This is a genomic window from Streptomyces lacrimifluminis, from assembly GCF_014646095.1.
In the GTDB taxonomy this organism is placed as follows: domain Bacteria; phylum Actinomycetota; class Actinomycetes; order Streptomycetales; family Streptomycetaceae; genus Streptomyces; species Streptomyces lacrimifluminis.
In genome coordinates, this window is sequence record NZ_BMMU01000001.1 from 202,830 (window position 1) to 226,873 (window position 24,044).

Sequence of the window (24,044 nt, forward strand, 5' to 3'; positions counted from 1 at the left end):
GGCGACGGGGGGCGACGGTGCCTCGCCGTGATCCGAGGCCCTTCGGCTTCTTATGAGTCGCCAAAGACGAGATTGGAGTTCGTCTGCTCAAGGATCGACCAGGCCCTAGTGTTGACCATGCGATCCTTGCCGTCGATCCAGGCGGAACCGTTGTGAATGCCCGCGATCCAGGCGTCGCCATACTGCCCTTCTACGTAGACGGGTGCGCCCGAGTCACCGGGCGTGGTGAATTTCCCGTCGCACCAGCAGGGGTCGTTTCTCCCGCCGCGGTCCATGGCGTAGCCATCGCTCTGTTGACGCAGAACTGGGCGCCGGACCAGCTCGGCGTGTAGCACCATCCGTAGTTGGTGTAGGAGACCGGGTGGCCGCAGTGGTTGAAGGTCGTCTGCCCGCTCACACACAGCTGCCGGCCCCACCAGAACGTGTCAGGGTCGGCGGTACGCGGTGACAGGTCGAGTGCGGAAGCGGCCTGGCGGTTGGTCATGCCCTGGGCCACCAGCGCGGCCACTTCCCGCTCCCTGCGGTCCCCACGGCGGCATGCAACCCCCTGGCTCCACCGGCCCTACCAGAAGGATTCCCCGCCTCTGATCACCGATTGCTATTGAGCCGTCGGTAGTCACGTACAGACCCGCCACGGCCGCGACCGCACAGGCCACGGTCAGGACGATCGGTACGCAGCCCAGCACCCCTGTTGTGCCGGCGACCGCTGCCCAGCCGAACCGCGTTGCCCGCTCGGCGCGCTGGACCCCGTCACGGTGCTCACGGTCGTCGTCCCAGTCGCGATCAGTCACGTGATCACCCCCGGTCGGCCCGTACGGCAGCTAGGCTTTGTGGTGACATCGCGTGTCGGTCACCGGCCGGGTGAGGCATGGAGGTGTCGGGACATGCCCTTCGGAGGCATTCCTTGTCAGTCGAGTTGAACCACACGATCGTCCACGCACGGGACAACCGGGAGTCCGCGGAATTCTTCGCGAACCTGCTCGGTCTCGAGATCACCGCCGAGTGGGGCCCGTTCAGCGCGGTCGAACTGAACAACGGCGTCACCCTGGACTTCGCCACGGTCCCCGCGGACAGGATCACCCCCCAGCACTACGCCTTCCTGGTCTCGGAGGAGGAGTTCCACGCGGCGTACGCGCTGATCAGGCGGCGCGGTATCGAGCACTACGCCGACCCCCACCGGAAGCAGCCCGGCACGATCAACCACAACGACGGTGGCCACGGCGTGTACTTCATGGACCCGGCGGGTCACGCCATGGAGCTCATCACGGTGCCGTACGGCGGCTGGGCCTCGTAGGCGGATGCGCCGAGGGCCGCACTCCACAGTGGAGAGCGGCCCTCGGTCACTGCTTGTACGGGGTTACAGCTTCTCGATCACGTAGTCGATGCACTTCGTCAGCGCTTCGACGTCCGCCGGGTCGATCGCCGGGAACATCGCCACGCGGAGCTGGTTGCGGCCGAGCTTGCGGTAGGGCTCCGTGTCGACGATGCCGTTGGCGCGCAGGACCTTGGCGACGGCGGCGGCGTCGATCTCGTCCGTGAAGTCGATCGTGCCGATGACCTGCGAGCGCTTGGCCGGGTCGGTGACGAACGGGTTCGCGTACTTGACGTCCTCGGCCCAGCCGTACAGCGTGCGGGCGGAGGTGGCGGTGCGGCGGACCGCCCAGTCCAGGCCGCCCTGGCCGTTGATCCACTCCAGCTGCTCGTTGAGGAGGAACAGGGTGGCGAGGGCCGGGGTGTTGTACGTCTGGTTCTTGCGCGAGTTGTCGATCGCCGTGGGGAGCGAGAAGAACTCCGGTACGTGGCGCCCGCTCGCGTGGATGCGCTCGGCACGCTCGATCGCGGCCGGGGAGAACGCGGCGAGCCAGAGGCCGCCGTCCGCCGCGAAGGACTTCTGCGGGGCGAAGTAGTAGACGTCGGTCTCGGCGACGTCGACCGGCAGACCGCCGGCGCCGGACGTGGCGTCCACGAGGACGAGGGAGCCCTCGTCGGCACCCGGTACGCGCTTGATGGGAGCGGCGACACCGGTGGACGTCTCGTTGTGGGTGAAGGCGTAGACGTCGACGCCCGCCTCGGCCTCCGGGTCCGGGTGGGTGCCCGGGTCCGAGGAGAGGACGGTCGGGTCGGCGAGCCAGGGGGCGAGCTTGGCGGCCTTCGCGAACTTCGAGCTGAACTCACCGAAGGTGAGGTGCTGCGACTTGTTCTCGATCAGGCCGTGCGTCGCGACGTCCCAGAACGCCGTCGAGCCGCCGTTGCCGAGGACGACCTCGTAGCCGTCGGGGAGCTGGAACAGCGAAGAAATGCCCTCGCGCACCTTGCCGACCAGGTTCTTGACCGGGGCCTGGCGGTGGGAGGTACCGAGGAGGGAGCTACCGGTGGCGGCCAGCGCGTCCAGCGCTTCCGTCCGCACCTTGGAGGGGCCCGCGCCGAAACGTCCGTCGGCGGGCTTGATGTCAGCGGGAATCTGGATCTCAGCCACGGGGGGAGCGTAGCCGTTTTGGGAAACGTGGACGCAACGTGGTCCGTCCGGTGAGACGCGCTCCGCGGGTTTGACGGGGGTTGGGGGGGCGCCCGTCCCTGGGGGCTGCCGCCCCCAGACCCCCGCTTCGGCCCTGAAGGGGCCTCGTCCTCAAACGCCGGACGGGCTGAAGATCAGCCCCTCAGCGTCGGAGTGAAGCGGACCGGGAGTTCCGTCAGGCCCCGTAGCCAGGGGGATGCGCGGCGGGTCAAAGTCTCGGCCGGGACCGCCAGGTCGATGTCCGGGAGGCGGTCCAGGACGACCTCGATGCCCGTCCTCGCGATGACCTCCGCGACCTCCTGCGCCGGGAACGGGCACCGGTGTTCGCCGTGTCCGAAGGAGAAGTGGGCGTTGTTGCCGCCGGTGAGGGCAGAGCCGTGGGTGCGGACCTGGGGGTCGGAGTTGGCGCCCTGGAGGCCGAGGAGGAGCAGGTCACCCGTACGGATGTGCCGGCCGCCCAGGCGGGTGTCGCGGGACGCCCAGCGGCCCGGCATGGTCTGCACGGGCGCGTCCTCCCACAGGACCTCGTTCATCGCCTCGGCGACACTGCTGCGGCCACCGAAGAGGGAGGCCGCGAACCGCTCGTCCGTGAGCATCAGGCGCAGCGAGTTGCCCATCCAGTCGGCGGTCGGGTCGTTCCCCGCCGCGATCATGATCATCAGGTCGTGGGCGATCTCCTCGTCCGTGAAGCCGTACGGGTTCGCGAGCATCCGCGAGACCACGTCGTCCGAGGGCCGCAGCCTGCGGGCGGCCAGCAGCCGGCCCATCGAAGCGACCAGGTGCTGCTGGCCCGCCAGGCCGGTCTCCAGGCCGTCGGTCATGGCGAGCGCCGCGGAGACCAGGGCCGGCCCGTCCTCGTCGGCGAAACCGAAGAGGTGGGCCAGGACGCGTACCGGAAGCAGCATCGCGTACTCCTGGACGAGGTCCGCCTCGCCCCGGACGCAGATCGCGTCGATCAGCTCGTCCGCGAACTTCTCGGTGTACGACCGCAGTTCGACCGGATCGGCCCCCTCCAGGGCGTTGCCGATCATCGTGGCGCGCTCGCGGTGGCGTTCGCCGACGGTGTAGAGGATCGAGGGCTGTCCGCGGCCGATCATCGGCAGGTGCGGCCAGTCGGCGGGGATCCTCTCCCACTGGTTCCACAGCTCCGAGTCCCGGCTGAACAGCACGGAATCTCCGGTGACTTGGTGCAGTTCGCGGTAGCCGAGCACCAGCCAGGCGGGTACGTCCCCGTCGAGCAGCACCGGTGTCACCGGACCGTGTTCGCGCCGCATCTCCCGGTAGAGCCGGTCGGGTTCGATCCGCAACAGGGAGCTGTCGAGGGGGACATGGGCGGCGGTCACCGGGGCGACTCCTCTGTGAGTGCGGGCACTTGGGCATCGTATGAACGCCGGTAGCGGTGCTTGGCGTGTTCCACGAGCGCGATCAGCACCCGCTTGCTGGAATTCCGGGCGCGCGCGTCGCAGTGGACGAGGGGTACGTCGGGGTCGAGGTCGAGCGCGTCGCGGATGGCCTGCGGGGCGAAGTCGGGGCCGCCGAAGTCGTTGCGGGCGACGACGAACGGTGTGCCGTGCCGTTCGAGGCGGTCGATGGCGTACCAGGAGTCGTCGAGACGGCGGGTGTCGACTAGGACGACCGCGCCGAGCGCGCCGGTGAACAGCCGGTCCCAGAGGAACCAGAAGCGTTCCTGGCCCGGCGCCCCGAACAGGTACAGCACGTTGCGGGCGTCGAGCGTGATGCGGCCGAAGTCGAAGGCGACGGTCGTGGCGTTCTTGTCGCGCACCGCGCTGACGTCGTCGACGGCCTCGCCGGCCCGCGTCATCGTCTCCTCGGTACTGAGCGGACGTATCTCGCTGACCGAACGGACGAGCGTCGTCTTGCCGGCGCCGAAGCCGCCGACGACCACGATCTTCAGCCCGTTGTCGGCGGAGGCGCGCAGGGGTGGCCGTGGGTCGGCTTCGGCGCCGACGCTTTCGGCCGGATCAGAGGTTACGGAGTCCAACGAGCACCTGCTCCAGGATGTCGGGGTCGGTAACGGCGGTCCGGCGCGGATGGCGGGCGCTGACGCGGCCCGCGGCGAGGAGGTCGGCGAGCAGGACCTTGGTGATGCCCACCGGCAGCCGCAGCACGGCGGCGACCTCCACCACCGCCGTGGGACGCTCGGCGAGCCGCAGGATCGCCGCGTGCTCGGACTGCATCCCCGGCACCGGATCACACTCGGCGACGACCAGCGTCACCAGGTCGAACGGGTTGTCGGGCGCGGAGCGGCTGCGTCCTCCGGTGAGGGTGTAGAGCCGGTCCGGGGAATCGTCCCTTCCCGGACGGTTCCCCGGTTGTCCCCCCTGTCCATTCATGCCGTACGGGGCTGGGCCGCATGGTGCTGTGTCGTTCGGGGCTGTGCGCGCAGGTGCTCCCCGAGCTGCTCGACGAGTTCGCTCATGTTGTGGCCGACGAGCCCGGCGTCCGCGTCCTCGGCGGTGACGACGGCGAGGTGCGCGCCCTGGCCGGCCTCGACGATGAACAGCACCCCGCCGTAGAACTCGGTCATCGCGGTACGCACTCCTCCGCTGCCGTCCCCGAACTCCACGGACGCGCCGTGCGACAGCGACTGGATGCCGGCGGCGATCGCGGCGAGCTGGTCCGCCTGGTCGACGGACAGCTCCGGCGTACGGCACAGCTTCAGGCCGTCCCGGGAGAGCACGAGCGCGTGCCGGGCACCCGGGGTGCGCTCCAGCAGTCCCTCGATGAGCCAGGTCAGCTTGTCGTCGGCGGTCGTCGGTCCGGGGCCGAGGCCAGTGCCGGTCATGGGGTGGGGTCGCCTTCCGGGTGGGAGGTGGTGGGGGGTGTGGTGGTGGGCGGTGCGGGTGCGGCTTCCGTCGGGATCAAGGGAGCCTGCGCGGGGGCGGCGGAGGGTGCGGGGGTCGGCTCCGGGCCGGCGGCGCTGCCCTGGAGGACCGCCTGATCCGGCACGGTGCCGCGCACGGCCTGCCGGAAACTCCCGAAACGGGCCACACGCTCGCGCGTGTCGTCGGGGTCGGGCGGCGCGAGGGGGATCGAGAACCCCGACTCGTCGGCCTGCGCGCCCCCTCGGGAGCGCTCGGCCTCGGCGAGCGTACGGCCCCGGCGCCGTTGCGGCAGCTCGCCGGGGGGCACCTCCGCGCGGTGGCTCTCCGGGGGCTGCGGTGCGGGGTCGGGGGACTCGTGGGTCGGTACGGGGTCCGGGTCCAGGTCACCGACGGCGGCGCGGGCGGCTGCGTAGGACTGTTCCGCGTACGGCTGTTCCGCGTGGGGCTGCTCCCCGTACGGTTCCCGCGCGTTCGGCTGCTCCTGCGCGTACGGTTCCCGCGCGGAGGGAGCGTTCGTGTACAGCTCCTCCGGGTACGGCCACTCCACGTGGCCCTCTTCCGGGTACGACGCCTGGGGGTGCCGTTCCTGTTCCCGCTCCCCGGAACGGGCTTCCCAGGGTTCGCCGGGTGTGGGCGCCGGGGCCGCGGGCGCCTCCGGTACCGGTTGTGCCGACGGTGTCGGTGTCGGCGGTGGTGGCATCGGCATGGGCAGCGGCTCGGCCGCCACCGTGCTCCCGGCGAGGATGTCCTGCGGGATCAGCACCAGGACGCCGGTGCCGCCGCGCGCGGAGGGGCGGAAGGAGACCGTGAGGCCGTACTTGCGGGCGAGCCGGCCGACGACGGTGAGGCCGAGGCGGGTGCCGGTGAGGCCGCCGAGCCCCGCGCCTTCGGAGTTCCTCCCGCTGCCCTTGGCGTCGCTCCTGCCGTCCTCCCCGGAGACGGCCCGTTCGGCGCGGTGCAACTGCACGTCGCTCATGACCAGGCCGCTGTCCTCCACGGACACGATGACCCCGCCGGGGACCTCCTCGACGTACACGTGGACCTCGGCGGTCGGCGGCGAGAAGTTCGCGGCGTTGTCGAGGAGTTCGGCCAGCGCGTGCATGACACCCTCGGCGGCGTGTCCGGCGACGGCCGCGTCGCTGGCGGAGTGCACGCGCACGCGTTGGTACCCGCTGATACGGCCCATGGCACCGCGCAGGATCGACTCCATGACGATCGGGCGGGCCCAGCGGCGGCCCGAACGGGCGCCCGAGAGGACGGCGATCGAGTCGGCGAGGCGGCCCGCCTGGGCGGTGCGGTGGTCGAGGTGGAGAAGGTCGGCGAGGACGTCCTCGTCCGTGTGCCGGTCCTCCATGGCGCGCAGGTCGGCCAGGGTGCTCGTGGCCAGCGCCTGCATCCGGCCGGCCGCGTTGGCGGTGGCCGCGAGGGCCGCCGCCCGCTCCTGGTTGGCCCGGCGCAGCTCTTCGGTCAGGCGGAGGCTGTCCTCGGTGAGCCGGGTGATCTCGTAGGCCTTCTCCCGCTGGAGGCGGCTGAACTCCTGGGCGGAGGCCTCGGTGAGGCGGGCGCGCTCCCGGGCGAGATCGGCGGACACGCGTGCGCGTTCCCGCTCCAGGTCGGCGGCCGTTCCCGCCCGTACATGGTTCAGTTCCTCGGCGAGGCGGGCGCGGTCGTGCAGCAGACGGCCGGCGTCGTCGGTGGCGACCGCCAGCCGCCGGCCCGACAGACGGGCGGACCTGATGCCGTGGACGGCCACGGTGACGGCCGCGCACAGCAGCAGCGCGGCGACCGCCCCGCCCAGAACGAGCGGGACGCGCGCCTCGTCCGGCGCCCGGGCGACGCCGCCGGCCACCGCGACGGCGGCGAGCGCGGCGGTGAGCAGTGGGGCGGGCAGGAGGGCGCGGTAGGCGGGGCGTTCGCCGGGTTGGCGGGGCGCGGTCATGAAGGGGTCCTCGGTCGGTTCCTGGGTCGGTTCCTCGGCTGTGTCCTCGGTGCTGCCGCCTGGGCCGGCGGGCCCTGCGGGGCGCCTGTGCAATCGGTTTGTGAGCGAGATGTTACTGATGGTGCTCAACTCGCGGTAACTATAGGGGAGTTAGTGAACGAATTGACGGTGTTTCGGTTCGGTCCACACAAACCGTCCACGTTTCCCGGCTTGCCCGGACGGTCACTGTCAGTGGTGGGATGCATGCTGGGGGCATGACGGATCTTCGACCGCTGGAGGCGGAACTGCGGGAGGCGGTCCGGGGCGAGGTCGGTTTCGACGTGACGTCCCGGGCGCTGACCACCATGGACGCGTCGAACTACCGGCGCGTCCCGCTGGGCGTCGTCGCCCCGCGCGACGCGGACGACGTGGCGGCGGTCCTCGCTGTCTGCGGGGCGCACGGCGTCCCGGTCGTGGCGCGCGGCGGGGGCACGTCGATCGCGGGTCAGGCGACGGGTACGGGGGTCGTTCTGGACTTCACCCGGCATATGGACCACCTCCTCTCCCTCAACCACGAGGAACAGACGGCTGTTGTTCAGCCAGGGCTGGTTCTCGACCGTCTTCAGGAGGCCGCCGCCCCGCACGGCCTGCGTTTCGGCCCCGATCCGTCGACCCACGGCCGCTGCACGCTCGGCGGCATGATCGGCAACAACTCCTGCGGTGCGCACTCCGTCGCCTGGGGCACCACCGCGGACAGCGTGCGCGAGCTGACGGTGATCCGCGCGCGCGGCGACCGGCTCCGCCTGGGCCGGAACTGGGCGGGCGCCCCGGACGGCCTGCGACAGCTGGCGGAGGGCGACACGGCACGCCTGCGCACCGGCTTCCCGGACCTCCCCCGCCGCATTTCCGGGTACGCGCTGGACGCCCTGCTCCCCGAGAAGGGCGCGGACGTCGCCCGCTCCTTCTGCGGCTCGGAAGGCACCCTGGGGATTGTCACGGAGGCGGTCGTCCGCCTGGTCGAGGCCCCGCGCGCGCGTGCGCTGGCCGTGCTGGCGTACGGGGACGAGAGCGCCGCGGCGGAGGCGGCGGCAGGGCTGCTGCCGTACGGTCCGCTGACGGTCGAGGGCATGGCCGCCGACCTGGTCCGTACCGCCACGGACCTGCCCCGGGGCGGCGCCTGGCTGTTCGTGGAGACGGGCGGCGAGACCCCGGCGGAGGCACGTGCGCGTGCGGACGCGATCGTGCGTGCGGCGGACGTCAGGAACGCCCTCGTGGTGTCCGACCCGGCCGGCCAACGCGCCCTGTGGCGCATCCGCGAGGACGCGAGCGGCACGGCGACGAGAATGCCGGACGGCACGGAGGCCTGGCCCGGCTGGGAGGACTGCGCGGTACCGCCGCACCGACTGGGCGTGTACCTGCGGGACTTCAGAGGACTGTTGCGCGACCACGGCCTGCGCGGCACGCCGTACGGCCACTTCGGCGACGGCTGCATCCACGTACGCATCGACTTCGACCTGCTGACGGCACCGGGCGTGGCCCGCTTCCGCCGCTTCTCGGAGGAGCTGGCGGAGCTGGTGGTGTCGCACGGCGGTTCCCTGTCGGGCGAACACGGCGACGGCCAGGCCCGCGCGGAACTCCTCCCGAAGATGTACGCCCCCGAGGTGATCGCCCTCTTCGAGCGTACGAAGGCCCTCTGGGACCCGGACGACCTCCTGAACCCCGGCATGCTGGTCCGCCCCGCCCGCCTGGACGAGAACCTCCGGTTCGCCGTCCTGCCCCGCGAGCCGGTGGACGTGGCCTTCGGCTACCCGGCGGACGGCGGGAACTTCTCGGCGGCGGTCAGCAGATGCGTGGGGGTGGCCAAGTGCCGTACGCAGGCTTCGGGGAGCGCGAAGGGCTCGGACGTCATGTGCCCGTCCTTCCGGGTGACGGGCGAGGAGGCGCACTCCACGCGCGGGCGGGCCCGGCTGCTGCACGAGATGCTCGCGGGTGAGGTGATCACGGACGGCTGGCGGTCGGCGGAGGTCCGCGACGCGCTGGACCTGTGCCTCTCCTGCAAGGGCTGCCGCTCGGACTGCCCGGTCGAGGTCGACATGGCCACGTACAAGGCGGAGTTCCTCCACCACCACTGGGCCGGCCGACTGCGCCCGGCGGCCCACTACGTGATGGGGTGGCTCCCGCTGTGGCTGGCGGCCGTCGCCCGTACGCGCACGGCCCGCGTGCTCAACTCCCTCGCCTCGTTGGGTGCGTTGGCGGCACTGGCGAAACGGCTGGGCGGAATCGCGCCCGAGCGGGAGATCCCGGCGGTGGCGAGTCAGACGTTCAGCCGGTGGTGGGGGAGGAGGGCGCCCGCGCCTGACAGCGGGAAACGTCCGCCGGTGGTCCTCTGGCCCGACACCTTCACGGAGCACCTGACGCCGTCGGTGGGGCGGGCGGCGGTGCGCGTACTGGAGGCGGCGGGCCTGGAGGTGACGCTGCCAGCGACCGGGCGGACCCGTACCCGCGCCCGGGTCTGCTGCGGCCTGACGTACGTCTCGACCGGCCAACTGGACCGGGCCCGCGCGGTGCTGCGCCGCACGCTCGACGCCATGGAGCCGGTGCTGGACGCGGGCACCCCGGTGGTGGTCCTGGAGCCGAGCTGCGCGGCGGCCCTCCGCGCGGACCTGCCGGAGCTGCTGCACGACGACCCACGCGCGCGGCGCCTCGCGGACACGGTCCTCACCTTCGCGGAGACCCTGGAACACCACGCCCCCGACTGGACCCCGCCCCACGTGAACCGCCCGGCCACCGGCCAGACCCACTGCCACCAGCACGCGGTCCTGGGCGACGCGGCGGACCGCCGCCTGCGCGAGGCCGCGGGCCTGACAGGAGAACTGGCGGGCGGCTGCTGCGGCCTGGCCGGCAACTTCGGCTTCGAGAAGGGCCACTTCGAGGTGTCCACGGCCTGCGCGGAGGAACGCCTGCTGCCGGCGGTACGGGAGGCGGGCGAGGGGTCGGTGGTACTGGCGGACGGGTTCTCCTGCCGGACGCAGCTTCAGCATCTGGCGGGGGTGCGGGGGCGGCATCTGGCGGAGGTGCTGGCGGAGGGGTTGGAGGGGGACGAGGCATGAGCGGGGCCGAGTCGCGGCGGTCGGCCGTCCTCTCCGACATCCACACGGTGTCGTCGCTGGTGAGGGCGGGGCCGTACCTGGCGGGGTGACCAAAGGCGGCTCAGGGCGCCTCGGCGCGGACGATCAGCGTCCCGATGTGGCCGGGCGTCGGGGCATCGAGCACCCGGGCCGTCGCTTCGGCGAAGCCGGCCCGGGTCAGGAGCCGTTCCCACACGGCGGGGCGGTAGCTGTAGCGGTAGGTGAACAGAGCCTTGCCCGCGAAGCCCCCCTTGTACATGCCCTGCGGCCCGTACGCGCCGGGAATGGCCGGGGGATGCGAGAACACGAAGACACCGCCGGCGTTCAACCGCTGCCGTACGAGCGGGAAGAGACGGCCGGGGTCGGTGAACCAGGCCGCGCCGAAGACCGAGTAGACGGCGTCGTACGTGTCCGCGCACTCCGCGAGGTGCGCCAGGACTTCGGCGCACCTGAACACGGCCCCGGTGTCCCGCCACTTCTCGGCCGTCTTCTCGACCATGACCGGCGAGAGGTCGACTCCGTGCGCCCGGACGCCGTGCCGGGCGAGGTGAGCGAGGGCCCGCCCGGTTCCGCAGCCGATTTCCAGCACTGAGCGCGGGTTGCCGAGCAGTTCGGCGCCGGGGCCATGCCCGGCATACTGGGTCCAGCGGAACACCGGCTCGGCATCCTCCCGGAACGCGGACGCGGCGTAGGCATCCCACAGTTCGGTCTCGGCGACGATGTCGTGTTGTGCGGGCAAGGCGGTCCCTCATCCCAGGGTCTGGTCCGTGCCCCTGCCCTCCGGGGGGCGAGGACAGGGGCCAGGGTAGGGCGGTTCAATGGCTGTCGGGGACCTTGTTGTCGCACGGCGAGCAGTCGGTGCCGTCGATCGCCCACAGCTCCTCGTCCACGTCGAACCCGATGGACCGCAGGAAGTCCGCGGTGCGCAGGCACAGTCCGTCGCGGCGGCGTTCGACGAACGGGGCGTGGTGCTTGTAACGGCCCTCGTTGTACGCGTCGCACAGAGCCCACCACACGGGGGTGTCGAGGATGAGCTGATGGACTCCGATGTCCACGAGCTTGCCGACTCCGAGATGTACCTCGGGGTGCTCGATGCAGCCGATGGTGTACATGACGGCGTTGCCGAGGATGCGTTCAGCCATGCCCCGGACCATGGTGTGGTCGCGGAGCAGTAACGCGATCTCGCGGTCCCACAGGGTCATGCCGCCGTCCAGCACGTTGACGGTCAGGTGCCTGACATGGGGCTGGACGGCGTTGAGCAGTTCCTTCGGATCCCGCGTGCGGGTACCCACCGGGCGGTCGAGAGCGATGGTCATGACTGGTCCTTTCTCTGGGAGTGGCACGTGCAGCCGCAGCGCGGTTGCAGGAGGATGCCGACGGCGTGGGGCAGCGGCACGTCGGTGGTCTGGCGGCAGTTGGTGTGCAGGTGCTCGTAGCCGGGACGGTTGGCGAGCGTGCACTCGGGGGACGGCGAGCGGTCGGCGGCGGGTGGAGCCGCCGCGAGGTTTCCCTCACGGTTCCGCTCGGTGACCCGGGCGCGTAGTGCTTCCGTGGCGGTGGCCGGGCGGAGTCGGTCAGGGCTTGCATCCCATTCCGTACCGCCGCCGGGTGGGCGGAGCTGGATGTAGGGACCTTCGTGGCCCATGACGTAGCCGATCCTGTCGCTGCGCCATGACTTTGTCCGGCCGCCGGGGTGTGGGCCGGGGTGCCTCGGGTATACCTGGGTTCGCACGCCCTCCCTGGTCCATTACTCTGGACGGCGGAGTGCATCTCATTGTACGGAGATCGCGCGTAGATCCTGGGAAGGCCCTGTAAAGATGCCCAGTGCCGAGCGTCTGCCCGCGTGGGCCGCCGTGGCCGGACCGGTTGTGCCCGCCGGTGCGGGTGACGTCGTGCTGCCCTCCGTCAACCTGCCCGCTCTCGTCGCTCCCACCCCCGGGGGCTCTCGAGGGCGGCACCGGGGGGCGCGCAAGGGGTGGGGGACCCTGGGGGCCGTGGGGCTCGTGCTGTCCGGGGGGATATCCGTGCAGTTCGGTGGGGCGCTTGCCGTGACGTTGCTGCCCAGGGCCGGGGCCTTCGGGATCGTGACGCTCAGGCTGGTGGCAGCGGCCGTGATCATGCTGCTGGTGTGCCGTCCCAGGGTGCGCGGGTACTCGCGGGGGGACTGGGGAGTGGTCGTTCTGTTCGGCGTGACCATGGCCGCCATGAACGGGCTGTTCTATCAGGCCATCGGACGGATCCCGCTCGGTCCCGCTGTCACGCTGGAGGTGCTCGGGCCGCTCGTGCTGTCCGTCATCGTCTCCCGGCGGGCTCTCAATCTCGCCTGGGCCGGTCTCGCCCTCGCGGGGGTTTTCCTGCTCGGTGGTGGCGGCTTCGGCACCCTTGATCCCGTAGGGGTCGCCTTCGCCCTCGGTGCCGGTGCCATGTGGGCGCTGTACATCGTCCTCAGTTCCCGTACGGGACAACGGTTTCCGCAGGCCGACGGGCTGGCGCTCGCCATGGTGGTCGCCGCGGTGGTGTTTCTGCCGTTGGGGGTCGTCGAGTCCGGCGAGAAGCTGCTCGACCCGACCACCGTGGCCCTTGGTTCGGCGGTGGGCGTCCTGTCCTCCGTGCTGCCGTACACCCTGGAGCTTCTCGCGCTGCGGCGCCTGCCCTCCTCCACCTTCGCGATCCTGATGAGCCTGGAGCCCGCTGTCGCCGCGACCGCCGGGTTCCTGATCCTCGACCAGGTGCTCTCCGCCCCCGAGGCCCTCGCGATCTCCCTCGTCATCGTGGCGAGCATGGGGGCGGTACGGACGCAGGTGGGCGGGAAGAAGGATCCGGTCGTTGCTGTCGAGGGTGCGGGTGGGTCGGCTCAAGTGGCCAGGAAACCAATGGAGTTGGAGGCGTAGAGGCCGTGTCGTGGCGCGTCGGCTCGGGCTGGCTCGTATCCGAGCCAGCCCGAGCCGGATGAGGCACAAGAGGCGCCTTGGTCTTCAGGCGGCTACGGGTGACCGGCAGCACCTCGGTCTGGCGACGGGACCGGTGCTGTGCCTCCGCGGGGAGCGGATGTCCTGTGCGCCTACCCACCCTGGCACGCTGCTTCGCAGCGGGCTTGGTCCAGGGGTGGCACCCGCTGCCCGGCGCTGGCCGCCAAGGTGGGAGGCGCGGCGGGACGATCAGTGCTGACGGTCGCCGAAGTCCGGGCCGGACAGGAAGCCGTCGTGTCCCTCGCGCTCATCGCCCTTGTCGTCGGAGCGCTGACATCCCTGGGCGTAGTAGCCCTGGCCGTGACCCGCACCAGCCACGATCCAGCACGCGCTCGACGAGTGGCCGTCGTCGTAGCCCTGTCCGTTCCCGCCGTGCGCCAGCGCCGAGGCCGAACCGCCCAGAACAAGACCGGCCGACAGAACCGCGGCCGCCACAATGGTACGCATGCGCATGAAAAGACTCCCTGATCGATGAGTTGAAGGGTCGTCCTCAGCAATGGCCCTCAGGTATGGGTCGCAAACCCGCCCATACCCGTTCAGCTCACCGAAATCGCCACCATGCTGCGGGTCGCCGGCATGTCGGAGGCGGCCGCGAAGGTCGAGCCCGTACCGCTCGGGCAGATCCGGCAAGGGCACCCCCGTCCGGGCCCGGAACAGTGCCCCGTTCATTACCCTGCGGTGCTCCGCCCACGGTCCGCCTGGCCTGCCCTTGCCGGGCAGCAGGGGCTCGATCCTCTGCCCCCGCGCGACCGTGAGCTCGTGTCGCCGCACCCTGCGAGCGTCCTGCCCGACAACCCACGAGATCCACCCAGCCCGCCACTGACGGAACATCAGGACCCTACGCTCAAAATCAGGCCCCTGACCAGCAGGAATAACGAAACGCTGCTAGCCCTCGACGTCCAGTGCCGTTCCGTACAGCCGATCCGCCTTCAGGCGGATCACCAGGCGGCGTTCGGCCACCAACTCCTCCAGAAACGCCTGTTCGTCCTCCGGCCGGGCCGCCGCCGGGATCATCGCGAGCAACTCCCGCCCGACCGCGTCGCCCGGGACCGTCGTGACCTCGGACGCCTCCGCCTCGCCCTCCGCGACAGCGAACGACCACACGTCGTCGCCCGACACATGCAGCGCCGCCCGCGGGTCGTGTCGCAGATGCCTGACCTTGACGCGGTCGGCCGTGGTGGAGAACCGGGCGATGCGGGACTCCGCATCCCAGCTGTAGACCATGGTCGTCAAGTGGGCATGGCCGCTGCGCCTGTTGGTGGCAAGGGTGCCGAACCGCTGCTTGCCCAGCAGGTCGGAGAGGGCCTCGTCGGACAGGGGGCGAGGTGCGGGGCGTTGGGTCATGAACCGGGTAACTGCCCACCCGGAGAACGGCATTCCCCGGCAGCCGGAACGCGGAAGCCGTAAACGGCCTGTCTCCGTAAAGGTGACAAACCGCCGGTGCCCGTTCCCTCGGCCGTTTACTGTACGTACGTGCCGCGCTGCGCAGCGCAGCCGTCCGAGGAGGAACTCTGTGTCATCGCCCTGCGATCCCCAGCACGCTCCCGTCGGTGATGTGGGCGCGGCGCTCCTGGTCATCGACTCCCAACTCAGGAGCGTCCACAGCGGCAAGACCGGGAGGGACCCCGAACAGCAGAAGCTGATCGACCAGTTCACCGCGTCGTTGGGCCCCAAGGGGGCCCATGACCTGCTCGACGGCGCGTGCACCCTCATCTACATGTTCATGACGTGGCTGCGGAAGGCCCACGAGGAACACGGCAAGGACGTCATCGAGTACGTGGTCCCCAGTCTCGTGGCCTCGATGCGCATGATGCCCAAGAGCGTCCGCCCCGAGGCGATCCCCACCATGGCCGGACTGGTCATCGCCGCCGGTACCGGCCTGAGCCCCAACCTGTGGCGCAAGCAGTACGGCGACTGGACCGAGAAGGAGATGACTCCCCTGGAGGCCACCGCCTTCCTGCTCGCGGAGCACATCAACCGCATCACCGAAGACCCCGACTTCGCCACCCGCATGATCAGCGAGGCTCTGTCCAGGTCGGTCGACGAAGACTGAGCGCCCGTGGTGGAGTGCTGACGCCGGAGCGGTTCCAGGCACGGCTCGACGAGGCGTACGGGGCGATGGGCGGCCATACGGACCCCAAGGGGAACCTGATCGACGAGTGCCACATGCGATGGACGGGTGTGTACGTCATCCTGTACACCGGCGACGAGCCGACCCACCTGGGCATCTTCGGTTACTCGGGCGACTGACCCGGCAAGCTGGCGGCGACCGGCGACCGGCGACCGGCGACCGGCGACCGGCGAGTGCTGAGCCGTGTCCGGTGCGGTGCCTCAGCCGGTCGTCGGCTTCTCCCACACCGACACGTGCTTCGTGCTCTCGCTCGTGAACGGCTCCCGCGTCCACCCGTCCCACCGCTCACGCAGCCGCATTCCGGCCAGCTGGGCCATCAGGTCGAGCTCGGACGGCCACACGTACCGGAACGGAATCGAGCGGTACGATCCGCGGCCGTCCACCACCTCGACGTAGTTCGAGCTGGTCGCCTGGGTTGCGACGTCGTACATGTCGAAGGCCCAGCGCGTCGGGCTCGTGTGGAAAGGTACGACGTTCTGGCCGGGCGCCAGGCCGCGCAGCCGAGGCACGCTGACCTCGACGACGAAGGTCCCGCCGGGCGCCAGATGCTCCGCGACATTGCGGAAGCACGCCACCTGCGCCTCCTGCGAGGTCAGGTTCATGATCGTGTTGTAGACGAGGTAGGCGACGGAGAAGTCCCCGCCCGTCGTACTCGCCCTCGTCGCCGAGAAGTCCCCGATCGTCACCCCGACCGCGTCCCCGCCCGGCTTGGCCCGCAGCCGGGCCACCATCGCCCGGGACATGTCGATCCCGTGCACCTCGACCCCGCGCCGCGCCAACGGCAACGCGATACGTCCCGTCCCGATCCCGAGTTCGAGGGCCCGACCGTCACCGGCCAGCCCAGCCAGGAAATCGGCCGCCGGTTCGATGGCGGCGGGCGTGAACATGGGGGAGGAGGGGTCGTCGTACTCCGCGGCCACCGCTTCCCCGAAGTAGCCGTCACCGTCATGGTCATCGTCGTCTGCGGCTCGGCCTTGGGCGGTTCCGGCGTCTGAGTCAGTCACCGGGGGACCGTACTGCGGGGTGCCATCGCGGTGCATCCGAATTTGGCAGCGGGACGACCGACTGAAACGAAGGCCCACCCACTCCCACAACCCTCGTTCAATGCAAGCATGCTTGCTTGTTTCTGGTCGCGCTGCCATCCTTCGAGGACGGACCGCACCACGCCGCATCGCCCGGCACGTCGTCGTGCCCGAAAGGAAGCGCCTCGTGTCCGACCCGTCGGCCGTCATCGACGACCTGCGTCAGGAGGGCGCCCAACTCGACGAGCTGGTCGCCGAGTTGGGCGCCGAGCAGTGGGCCCTCGACACCCCCGCCCCCGCCTGGACCGTCGCCCACCAGATCGCCCACCTCGTCTGGACGGACCGTTCCGCGCTGCTCGCCGTCACGGATGCCGGCGCCTTCGTGGGCGAGGTCGAGAAGGCGCTCGCGTCGCCCGAGGGCTTCGTCGACGAGGGGGCCGCGCAGGGCGCCGCACAGCCCCCCGCGCGACTGCTCGCCGAGTGGCGTGCGGGCCGCGGCGCGCTGGAGGCGGCCCTGCGCGCGGCCCCCGCCGGTGCCCGCTTCCCCTGGTACGGCCCACCCATGTCCGCCGCCTCCATGGCCACCGGCCGCCTGATGGAGACCTGGGCCCACGGCCAGGACATCGCCGACGCGCTCGGCGTCGAGCGCGCCCCCACCGACCGGCTCCGGCATGTCGTACGCATCGGCGTACGCACCCGGGACTTCGCGTTCGCCGTACGAGGTCTCACCCCGCCCGCCGGTGAATTCCGCGTCGAACTGGCCAGCCCGACAGGTGAGTTGTGGACGTACGGCCCGTCCGACGCACCCCAGCGCGTCACCGGCCCCGCCCTCGACTTCTGCCTCCTCGTCACCCAGCGCGCCCACCGCACCGACCTCGCCCTGCGCGCCGAAGGCCCCGACGCCGACCGGTGGCTCGACATCGCCCAGGCCTTCGCGGGACCGCCGGGCAGCGGGCGCGCACCGGAGGGGAACGCACGGTGACGGCCCCGGGAATCCCCCTCCGCATAGGCAACGCCTCCGGCTTCTACGGCGACCGTTTCGACGCCATGCGCGAGATGCTCACCGGCGGCCGACTCGACGTCCTCACCGGGGACTACCTGGCCGAGCTGACCATGCTCATCCTCGGCCGCGACCGCCTCAAGGATCCGTCGGCCGGGTATGCCCGCACCTTCCTGCGGCAGTTGGAGGAGTGCCTCGGGCTCGCCCATGAGCGCGGGGTACGGATCGTCGCCAACGCCGGTGGCCTCAACCCGGCGGGCCTCGCGGAGAACGTCAGGAAACTCGCCGACCGACTCGGCATCCCCGTCCGCGTCGCCCACGTCGAGGGCGACGACCTCACCGCCGGCCACCCCAACAGCCTTGCCGCGCACGCCTACCTGGGTGCCTTCGGCATAGCCGCCTGTCTGCGCGAGGGCGCGGACATCGTCGTCACCGGCCGGGTCACCGACGCCGCCCTCGTCGTCGGACCGGCCGCCGCCCACTTCGGCTGGGGACCTGAGGACCACGACCGACTCGCGGGCGCGGTGGTCGCCGGGCACGTGCTGGAGTGCGGAGCGCAGGCCACGGGCGGCAACTACGCCTTCTTCGCCGAGCACGCACGCCGCGACCGAGGCACCCTCCGCCACCCCGGCTTCCCCCTCGCCGAGATCCACCCCGACGGCACGAGCGTCATCACCAAGCACCCCGGCACCGGTGGCGTCGTCGACATCGGCACGGTCACCGCCCAACTCCTGTACGAGACACAGGGCGCCCGGTACGCCGGCCCCGACGTCACCGCCCGCCTCGACACCGTCCGCCTCACCCAGGAGGGCCCCGACCGGGTACGTATCCACGGGGTGAGAGGGGAATCGCCCCCGCCCACCCTCAAGGTCGGCCTCAACCGGCTCGGCGGTTTCCGCAACGAGGTCACCTTCGTCCTCACCGGGCTCGACATCGAACACAAGGCCGCGCTCGTCCGGGACCAGCTGGAGAGCGTGCTCTACACGGCCACGTCCCGCCCCGCCGAGGTCAGTTGGACCCTCGCCCGCACCGACCACCCCGACGCCCCCACCGAGGAGACCGCCAGTGCCCTCCTCCGGCTCGTCGTCCGCGACCCCGACCGGAACACCGTGGGCCGCACCCTCAGCGGCGCCGCCGTCGAACTCGCCCTCGCCAGCTACCCCGGGTTCCACGTCCTGGCGCCTCCCGGAAAGGGCGCCCCCTACGGGATCTTCGAGGCGGAGTACGTCCCTCAGGACGCCGTGGACCACGTGGCCGTCCTGGACGACGGACGCCGGATCCCCGTACCGCCGCCGCACGACACCCTCGTACTCGAAGAGCAGCCGAAACCACCCCTGCCCGACCCGCTGCCGTCCGGCCCGGCCCGCCGCGCCCCCCTCGGGCTCGTCGCCGGTGCCCGCAGCGGTGACAAGGGCGGCAACGCCAACGTCGGTGTCTGGGCGCGTACGGACGAGGCCTGGCGCTGGCTCGCGCACACCCTCACCGTCACCCGATTCTGCGAACTGCTCCCGGAGACCGCCGACCTGACCGTCGTACGCCACACCCTCCCGCACCTGCGCGCCCTCAACTTCACCGTCGAGGGGATCCTCGGCGAGGGCGTCGCCGCGCAGCACCGCTTCGACCCGCAGGCCAAGGCGCTCGGCGAATGGCTGCGCTCCCGGCACCTCGACATACCGGAGGCCCTGCTGTGACGGTCCTGACCTCCAGCCTCGACATCAGCGGCGCCGATTTCGCCGGCCACCGCGCGTCCATGCTCGGCAGACTCGCCGACCTCGACGCCGAACACGCCAAGGCACTCGCGGGCGGCGGGGAGAAGTACACCGCCCGGCACCACGCCCGCGGCAAGCTCCTCGCCCGCGAGCGCATCGAGCTGCTCCTCGACCCCGACACGCCCTTCCTGGAGCTGTCACCGCTCGCGGCCTGGGGGAGCGAGTACACCGTCGGGGCCTCTCTCGTCACCGGGATCGGGGTGGTCGAGGGTGTCGAGTGTCTGATCACGGCCAACGATCCGACCGTGCGCGGCGGCGCCAGCAACCCCTGGAGTCTGAAGAAGGCCCTGCGCGCCGACGACATCGCGCTCGCCAACCGGCTGCCCTTCATCAGCCTCGTCGAGTCCGGCGGCGCGGATCTCCCGTCCCAGAAGGAGATCTTCATCCCCGGGGGAGCCGTCTTCCGCGACCTCACCCGGCTCTCCGCCGCCGGGATTCCCACGGTGGCCGTGGTGTTCGGGAACTCGACGGCCGGCGGGGCGTACATCCCCGGCATGTCCGATCACGTGATCATGGTCAAGGAGCGTGCCAAGGTGTTCCTCGGCGGGCCGCCCCTCGTGAAGATGGCCACCGGGGAGGAGAGCGACGACGAGTCGCTGGGCGGCGCCGAGATGCACGCGCGCGTGTCGGGCCTCGCGGACCACTTCGCCCTCGACGAGCACGACGCCCTGCGCCAGGCCCGCCGGGTCGTCGCCCGTCTCAACCACCGCAAGGCGTACGCCGATCCGAGCCCCGCCGACGTCCAGCCGCCGAAGTACGACGCGGAGGAGCTGCTGGGGATCGTCCCGGGCGACCTGAAGGTGCCCTTCGACCCCCGCGAGGTCGTCGCGCGCATCGTCGACGCCTCCGACTTCGACGAGTTCAAGCCCCTCTACGGGACCAGTCTCGTGACCGGCTGGGCCACGCTGCACGGCTATCCGGTCGGCATCCTCGCCAACGCCCAGGGAGTCCTCTTCAGCGCGGAGTCGCAGAAGGCCGCCCAGTTCATCCAACTCGCCAACCAGCGCGACATCCCCCTCCTCTTCCTCCACAACACCACCGGCTACATGGTCGGCAAGGAGTACGAGCAGGGCGGCATCATCAAGCACGGCGCGATGATGATCAACGCGGTCGCCAACTCCCGCGTCCCGCACCTCTCCGTCCTCATGGGGGCGTCGTACGGTGCCGGGCACTACGGCATGTGCGGGCGCGCCTACGATCCCCGCTTCCTCTTCGCCTGGCCCAGCGCCAAGTCCGCCGTCATGGGCCCCCAGCAGCTCGCCGGCGTGCTGTCGATCGTCGCCCGTCAGTCGGCCGCCACCAGGGGGCTGCCGTACGACGAGGAGGGCGACGCCGCGCTACGGGCCATGGTGGAGCGGCAGATCGAGGCCGAGTCCCTGCCGATGTTCCTCTCCGGGCGGCTGTACGACGACGGCGTCATCGACCCGCGCGACACCCGAACCGTCCTCGGCCTGTGCCTCTCCGCGATCCACACCGCCCCCTACGAGGGCGCCCGCGGCGGCTTCGGCGTCTTCCGAATGTGAGGAATCAACAGTGCCTGGGGAATCAACTGTGATCACGTCCGTGCTCGTCGCCAACCGGGGCGAGATCGCCTGCCGCGTCTTCCGCACCTGCCGTGAACTGGGCATCCGGACGGTCGCCGTGCACTCGGACGCCGACGAGAACGCCCTCCACGCGCGCATGGCCGACGCGGCGGTACGGCTGCCGGGGACCGCCTCCGCGGACACGTATCTGCGCGGTGACCTCATCGTGAAGGCGGCGCTGGCGGCGGGCGCGGACGCCGTGCACCCCGGGTACGGCTTCCTCTCCGAGAACGCCGGTTTCGCGCGTGCCGTACTCGACGCGGGGCTCGTGTGGATCGGCCCGCCCCCGGCCGCGATCGAGGCGATGGCGTCCAAGACGCGCGCCAAGCAGCTGTTGGGGCTCAAGCCGCTGGCCGACGTCACCGAGGCCGACCTGCCGGTACTGGTCAAGGCGGCGGCGGGCGGCGGCGGGCGCGGTATGCGTGTCGTACGTCGACTCGCCGACCTGGACGGCGAGTTGGAGGCGGCCCGCGCCGAGGCCCACAGCGCCTTCGGGAACGGCGAGGTCTTCGTCGAGCCGTATGTGGAGGGCGGCCGGCACATCGAGGTCCAGGTCCTGGCCGACACCCACGGCACGGTGTGGGCGCTCGGCACCCGCGACTGCTCCCTCCAGCGCCGCCACCAGAAGGTGATCGAGGAGTCCCCGGCGCCCGGCGTCCCGGAGACACTCACCGCCGAACTCCGCGAACTGGCGGTACGGGCGGCCCGCGCCGTCGACTACACGGGCGCCGGCACGGTCGAGTTCCTCGTGGGGGAGGACGGCACGGCCCACTTCCTGGAGATGAACACCCGCCTCCAGGTCGAACACCCGGTCACGGAGGCCGTCTTCGGCATCGACCTGGTGGCCCTGCAGATACGCGTCGCGGAGGGCTGTGCTCTCGAGGCGCTCGAAACCGGCCCTCCACGCGCGCGTGGCCACGCGATAGAGGCCCGCTTGTACGCCGAGGACCCGGCACAAGGGTGGACCCCGCAGACCGGCACCCTGCACCGCCTGGCGGTCCCGCGATCGCCGGACATCCGCCTGGACACCGGGTACGCCGACGGCGACCCGATCCCCGTCCACTACGACCCGATGCTCGCCAAGGTCGTCGTACACGCCCCCACGCGCGCGGAGGCGATCCGCAAACTGGCGGGCGCCCTGGAACGGGCGACGATCCACGGCCCGATCACCAACCGCGACCTCCTCGTCCGCTCCCTGCGCCACAGCGAGTTCACGACGGCCCGGATGAACACGGGTTTCTACGACCGTCACCTCCCCTCACTCACCGAGCCGACCCCCGACCCCCACGCCCCCCTGGCGGCGGCCCTGGCCGACTCCCACGGCCGCTCCCGCTTCGGCGGCTGGCGCAACCTGCCCGCCCAACCGCAGGTCAAGCGGTACGCGACGGCGGACGGCGAGGAACACGAGGTGACCTACCGCCACACCCGGGAGGGCCTGACGGCGGAGGCGGACGGGGTACGGGTCGTCCACGCCGACGCGGCTCTCGTCGTCCTCGAAGTGGCAGGCGTACGAAGGAAGTACGAGGTCACGAGGTACGCCGACCGGACCCACGTCAACACCACGACCCTCACCCCCCTGCCCCGCTTCCCGGACCCGACGGCACACCACGCCCCGGGTTCCCTGCTGGCGCCCATGCCGGGGACGGTGGTGAGGGTGGCGCAGGGCTTGGCCGTAGGAGGCCCTGTGCAGGCCGGAGAGCCCCTGTTCTGGCTGGAGGCGATGAAGATGGAACACAAGATCACGGCTCCCGCCACAGGCACGCTCACGGCCCTTCACGCCAGGCCTGGGCAACAGGTAGAGGTCGGCATGTTGCTGGCAGTAGTGGATCAGACCTAGGGGCGCGGGACTGTATCGATATGCGGCTCCGCCGCGTGAGCGCGACCAGCCCCCACGGGCCCGCACCCACCACACAACCGATCCCCCTTCCCCCTTAGGACCCTTCATGACCGCAATGATCGACTCCGAGGAACACAAAGCCCTACGCACCGCAGTGGCCTCCCTGGGCAAGCGTTACGGCCGCGACTACCTGGCCGCAGTCACCCGAGAGAACCGCCACCCCACCGAACTCTGGGCAGACGCCGCCAAACTCGGCTACCTCGGCGTCAACCTGCCGGAGGCATACGGCGGTGGAGGCGGTGGCATAGCCGAACTCTCCATCGTCCTCGAAGAGCTGGGCGCCGCAGGCTGCCCCCTCCTCATGCTGATCGTGTCCCCGGCGATCTGCGGCACCGTCATCGCCCGCTTCGGCACGGACACCCAGAAACAGGACTGGCTCCCCGGAATCGCCGACGGCACCCGCACCATGGCCTTCGGCATCACCGAACCCGACGCCGGCTCCAACAGCCACCGCATCACCACCACCGCCCGCCGCGACCCGGACACCGGCGACTGGCTCCTGACCGGCCGCAAGGTCTTCATCTCGGGCGTCGACATCGCGGACGCCGTCCTGGTGGTCGGCCGTACGGAGACCGTGTCCGACAAAGAGGGCCGTACGGGAGGGCTGAAACCCTGCCTGTTCATCGTCCCGCGCGACGCCGAAGGCTTCACGCGGCGCCGGATCGACATGGACATCGAGTCCCCGGAGAAACAGTTCGAGCTGACCCTCGACGACGTACGGCTGCCCGCCGACGCGCTCGTCGGCGACGAGGACGCCGGGCTGCTCCAGCTCTTCGCCGGGCTCAACCCGGAACGCGTCATGACGGCCGCGTTCGCCATCGGCATCGGGCGGTACGCGCTCGACACGGCCGTCCGGTACGCCAAGGAGCGCACCGTCTGGAAGGAGCCCATCGGCGCCCACCAGGCCGTCGCGCACCCGCTCGCCCAGGCGCACATCGACCTCGAACTCGCCCGCCTGATGATGCGGAAGGCCGCCGCGCTCTACGACGCCGGTGACGACGTCGGCGCGGGCGAGGCGGCCAACATGGCCAAGTACGCGGCCGGGGAGGCCTGTGTGAAGGCCGTCGACCAGGCCGTGCACACGCTCGGCGGCAACGGCCTCACCCGGGAGTTCGGGCTCGCCTCGCTGATAACGGTCGCCCGCGTGGCTCGTATCGCTCCGGTGAGCCGGGAGATGATTCTCAACTACGTCTCCCACCAGACCCTGGGCCTGCCCAAGTCGTACTGACCCGGCACAGCCCGACCGCACGCGGCCCGACCCGGCAC

The 24,044-nt window shown here is 71.1% G+C and carries 23 protein-coding genes and 2 pseudogenes; 10 read left to right on the plus strand and 15 right to left on the minus strand.

Annotated features, from left to right (window positions below):
- Positions 1 to 50: 50 nt before the first annotated feature.
- The gene (locus IEY89_RS40290; RefSeq protein ID WP_229694983.1) at positions 51 to 338 is read right to left on the minus strand and encodes a hypothetical protein; all 288 of its coding nucleotides are present in this window, start codon (positions 336 to 338) and stop codon (positions 51 to 53) included.
- A gap of 92 nt (positions 339 to 430) precedes the next feature.
- Positions 431 to 523: pseudogene (locus IEY89_RS41810) on the minus strand (LuxR C-terminal-related transcriptional regulator); the annotation flags it as partial.
- A 381-nt stretch (positions 524 to 904) separates the two neighbouring features.
- Between IEY89_RS41810 and IEY89_RS01025 the strand changes: the two are divergent.
- Complete coding sequence (locus IEY89_RS01025; RefSeq protein ID WP_189145277.1) at positions 905 to 1,294, plus strand: VOC family protein; 390 nt, start codon at positions 905 to 907, stop codon at positions 1,292 to 1,294.
- 63 nt (positions 1,295 to 1,357) lie between these two features.
- Here the strand turns inward: IEY89_RS01025 and serC are convergent, their stop codons facing one another.
- The 6 genes from serC to IEY89_RS01055 form a co-directional block, all read right to left on the minus strand.
- Positions 1,358 to 2,476, minus strand: coding sequence for a phosphoserine transaminase (serC, locus tag IEY89_RS01030; protein ID WP_189145278.1), 1,119 nt, complete (start codon positions 2,474 to 2,476; stop codon positions 1,358 to 1,360).
- Positions 2,477 to 2,649: 173 nt separating this feature from the next.
- Positions 2,650 to 3,858, minus strand: a complete 1,209-nt coding sequence (locus IEY89_RS01035; protein ID WP_189145279.1) for a cytochrome P450 — start codon at positions 3,856 to 3,858, stop codon at positions 2,650 to 2,652.
- On the minus strand, positions 3,855 to 4,517 hold the full coding sequence (locus IEY89_RS01040) for a GTP-binding protein (RefSeq protein WP_373287168.1): 663 nt from the start codon (positions 4,515 to 4,517) through the stop codon (positions 3,855 to 3,857). Before IEY89_RS01040 ends, IEY89_RS01035 begins: the two co-directional genes overlap by 4 nt.
- Positions 4,498 to 4,869, minus strand: a complete 372-nt coding sequence (locus IEY89_RS01045) for a DUF742 domain-containing protein (protein WP_189145280.1) — start codon at positions 4,867 to 4,869, stop codon at positions 4,498 to 4,500. Before IEY89_RS01045 ends, IEY89_RS01040 begins: the two co-directional genes overlap by 20 nt.
- Complete coding sequence (locus IEY89_RS01050) at positions 4,866 to 5,321, minus strand: roadblock/LC7 domain-containing protein (RefSeq protein ID WP_189145281.1); 456 nt, start codon at positions 5,319 to 5,321, stop codon at positions 4,866 to 4,868. Before IEY89_RS01050 ends, IEY89_RS01045 begins: the two co-directional genes overlap by 4 nt.
- Positions 5,318 to 7,300: a sensor histidine kinase gene (locus tag IEY89_RS01055; protein WP_189145282.1), complete on the minus strand. Its 1,983-nt coding sequence runs from the start codon at positions 7,298 to 7,300 to the stop codon at positions 5,318 to 5,320. The genes IEY89_RS01050 and IEY89_RS01055 overlap by 4 nt, the downstream gene beginning before the upstream one ends.
- Positions 7,301 to 7,554: 254 nt before the next feature.
- On the opposite strand from IEY89_RS01055, the gene IEY89_RS01060 reads away from it, so the two are divergent.
- Positions 7,555 to 10,389: an FAD-binding and (Fe-S)-binding domain-containing protein gene (locus tag IEY89_RS01060; protein WP_189145283.1), complete on the plus strand. Its 2,835-nt coding sequence runs from the start codon at positions 7,555 to 7,557 to the stop codon at positions 10,387 to 10,389.
- A 100-nt stretch (positions 10,390 to 10,489) separates the two neighbouring features.
- On the opposite strand, the gene IEY89_RS01065 is transcribed toward IEY89_RS01060, so the two are convergent.
- The 3 genes from IEY89_RS01065 to IEY89_RS01075 all read right to left on the minus strand — a co-directional run bounded on the left by IEY89_RS01065 (position 10,490) and on the right by IEY89_RS01075 (position 12,052).
- On the minus strand, positions 10,490 to 11,146 hold the full coding sequence (locus IEY89_RS01065) for a class I SAM-dependent DNA methyltransferase (RefSeq protein WP_189145284.1): 657 nt from the start codon (positions 11,144 to 11,146) through the stop codon (positions 10,490 to 10,492).
- A gap of 76 nt (positions 11,147 to 11,222) precedes the next feature.
- Entirely contained in the window at positions 11,223 to 11,723 is a 501-nt protein-coding gene (locus IEY89_RS01070; protein ID WP_189145285.1) for a hypothetical protein, read from the minus strand.
- Positions 11,720 to 12,052 carry a hypothetical protein gene (locus tag IEY89_RS01075; RefSeq protein WP_189145706.1) on the minus strand — a complete coding sequence of 111 codons (333 nt, stop codon included), beginning with the start codon at positions 12,050 to 12,052 and terminating at the stop codon, positions 11,720 to 11,722. Before IEY89_RS01075 ends, IEY89_RS01070 begins: the two co-directional genes overlap by 4 nt.
- 172 nt (positions 12,053 to 12,224) lie before the next feature.
- Between IEY89_RS01075 and IEY89_RS01080 the strand changes: the two genes are divergently transcribed.
- The gene (locus IEY89_RS01080) at positions 12,225 to 13,298 is read left to right on the plus strand and encodes an EamA family transporter (protein ID WP_189145286.1); all 1,074 of its coding nucleotides are present in this window, start codon (positions 12,225 to 12,227) and stop codon (positions 13,296 to 13,298) included.
- A 267-nt stretch (positions 13,299 to 13,565) separates the two neighbouring features.
- Here the strand turns inward: IEY89_RS01080 and IEY89_RS40295 are convergent, their stop codons facing one another.
- The 3 genes and pseudogenes from IEY89_RS40295 to IEY89_RS01090 all read right to left on the minus strand — a co-directional run bounded on the left by IEY89_RS40295 (position 13,566) and on the right by IEY89_RS01090 (position 14,720).
- Positions 13,566 to 13,829, minus strand: coding sequence for a hypothetical protein (locus tag IEY89_RS40295; protein ID WP_229695036.1), 264 nt, complete (start codon positions 13,827 to 13,829; stop codon positions 13,566 to 13,568).
- A 150-nt stretch (positions 13,830 to 13,979) separates the two neighbouring features.
- Positions 13,980 to 14,207 (minus strand): annotated as a pseudogene (locus tag IEY89_RS40300) (transposase); the annotation flags it as partial.
- 54 nt (positions 14,208 to 14,261) lie between these two features.
- Positions 14,262 to 14,720 carry a TIGR03618 family F420-dependent PPOX class oxidoreductase gene (locus IEY89_RS01090; protein WP_189145288.1) on the minus strand — a complete coding sequence of 153 codons (459 nt, stop codon included), beginning with the start codon at positions 14,718 to 14,720 and terminating at the stop codon, positions 14,262 to 14,264.
- A 169-nt stretch (positions 14,721 to 14,889) separates the two neighbouring features.
- On the opposite strand from IEY89_RS01090, the gene IEY89_RS01095 reads away from it, so the two are divergent.
- Both IEY89_RS01095 and IEY89_RS01100 read left to right on the plus strand, forming a co-directional pair.
- Complete coding sequence (locus IEY89_RS01095) at positions 14,890 to 15,429, plus strand: hypothetical protein (protein WP_189145289.1); 540 nt, start codon at positions 14,890 to 14,892, stop codon at positions 15,427 to 15,429.
- Positions 15,430 to 15,443: 14 nt separating this feature from the next.
- A complete protein-coding gene (locus IEY89_RS01100; protein WP_189145290.1) occupies positions 15,444 to 15,626 on the plus strand; it encodes a hypothetical protein in 183 nt (60 codons plus the stop codon).
- Between the two features lie 81 nt (positions 15,627 to 15,707).
- Here the strand turns inward: IEY89_RS01100 and IEY89_RS01105 are convergent, their stop codons facing one another.
- The gene (locus IEY89_RS01105; RefSeq protein WP_229694984.1) at positions 15,708 to 16,511 is read right to left on the minus strand and encodes a class I SAM-dependent DNA methyltransferase; all 804 of its coding nucleotides are present in this window, start codon (positions 16,509 to 16,511) and stop codon (positions 15,708 to 15,710) included.
- 205 nt (positions 16,512 to 16,716) lie between these two features.
- Between IEY89_RS01105 and IEY89_RS01110 the strand changes: the two genes are divergently transcribed.
- The 5 genes from IEY89_RS01110 to IEY89_RS01130 all read left to right on the plus strand — a co-directional run bounded on the left by IEY89_RS01110 (position 16,717) and on the right by IEY89_RS01130 (position 24,006).
- Positions 16,717 to 17,511, plus strand: coding sequence for a TIGR03084 family metal-binding protein (locus IEY89_RS01110; protein ID WP_189145292.1), 795 nt, complete (start codon positions 16,717 to 16,719; stop codon positions 17,509 to 17,511).
- 65 nt (positions 17,512 to 17,576) lie between these two features.
- Positions 17,577 to 19,220, plus strand: coding sequence for an acyclic terpene utilization AtuA family protein (locus tag IEY89_RS01115; RefSeq protein ID WP_229695025.1), 1,644 nt, complete (start codon positions 17,577 to 17,579; stop codon positions 19,218 to 19,220).
- On the plus strand, positions 19,217 to 20,821 hold the full coding sequence (locus IEY89_RS01120; RefSeq protein WP_189145294.1) for an acyl-CoA carboxylase subunit beta: 1,605 nt from the start codon (positions 19,217 to 19,219) through the stop codon (positions 20,819 to 20,821). The genes IEY89_RS01115 and IEY89_RS01120 overlap by 4 nt, the downstream gene beginning before the upstream one ends.
- Positions 20,822 to 20,849: 28 nt before the next feature.
- Positions 20,850 to 22,718: an acetyl/propionyl/methylcrotonyl-CoA carboxylase subunit alpha gene (locus tag IEY89_RS01125; RefSeq protein ID WP_189145295.1), complete on the plus strand. Its 1,869-nt coding sequence runs from the start codon at positions 20,850 to 20,852 to the stop codon at positions 22,716 to 22,718.
- Positions 22,719 to 22,824: 106 nt separating this feature from the next.
- Entirely contained in the window at positions 22,825 to 24,006 is a 1,182-nt protein-coding gene (locus tag IEY89_RS01130; RefSeq protein ID WP_189145296.1) for an acyl-CoA dehydrogenase family protein, read from the plus strand.
- The last annotated feature ends 38 nt before the right edge of the window (positions 24,007 to 24,044 follow it).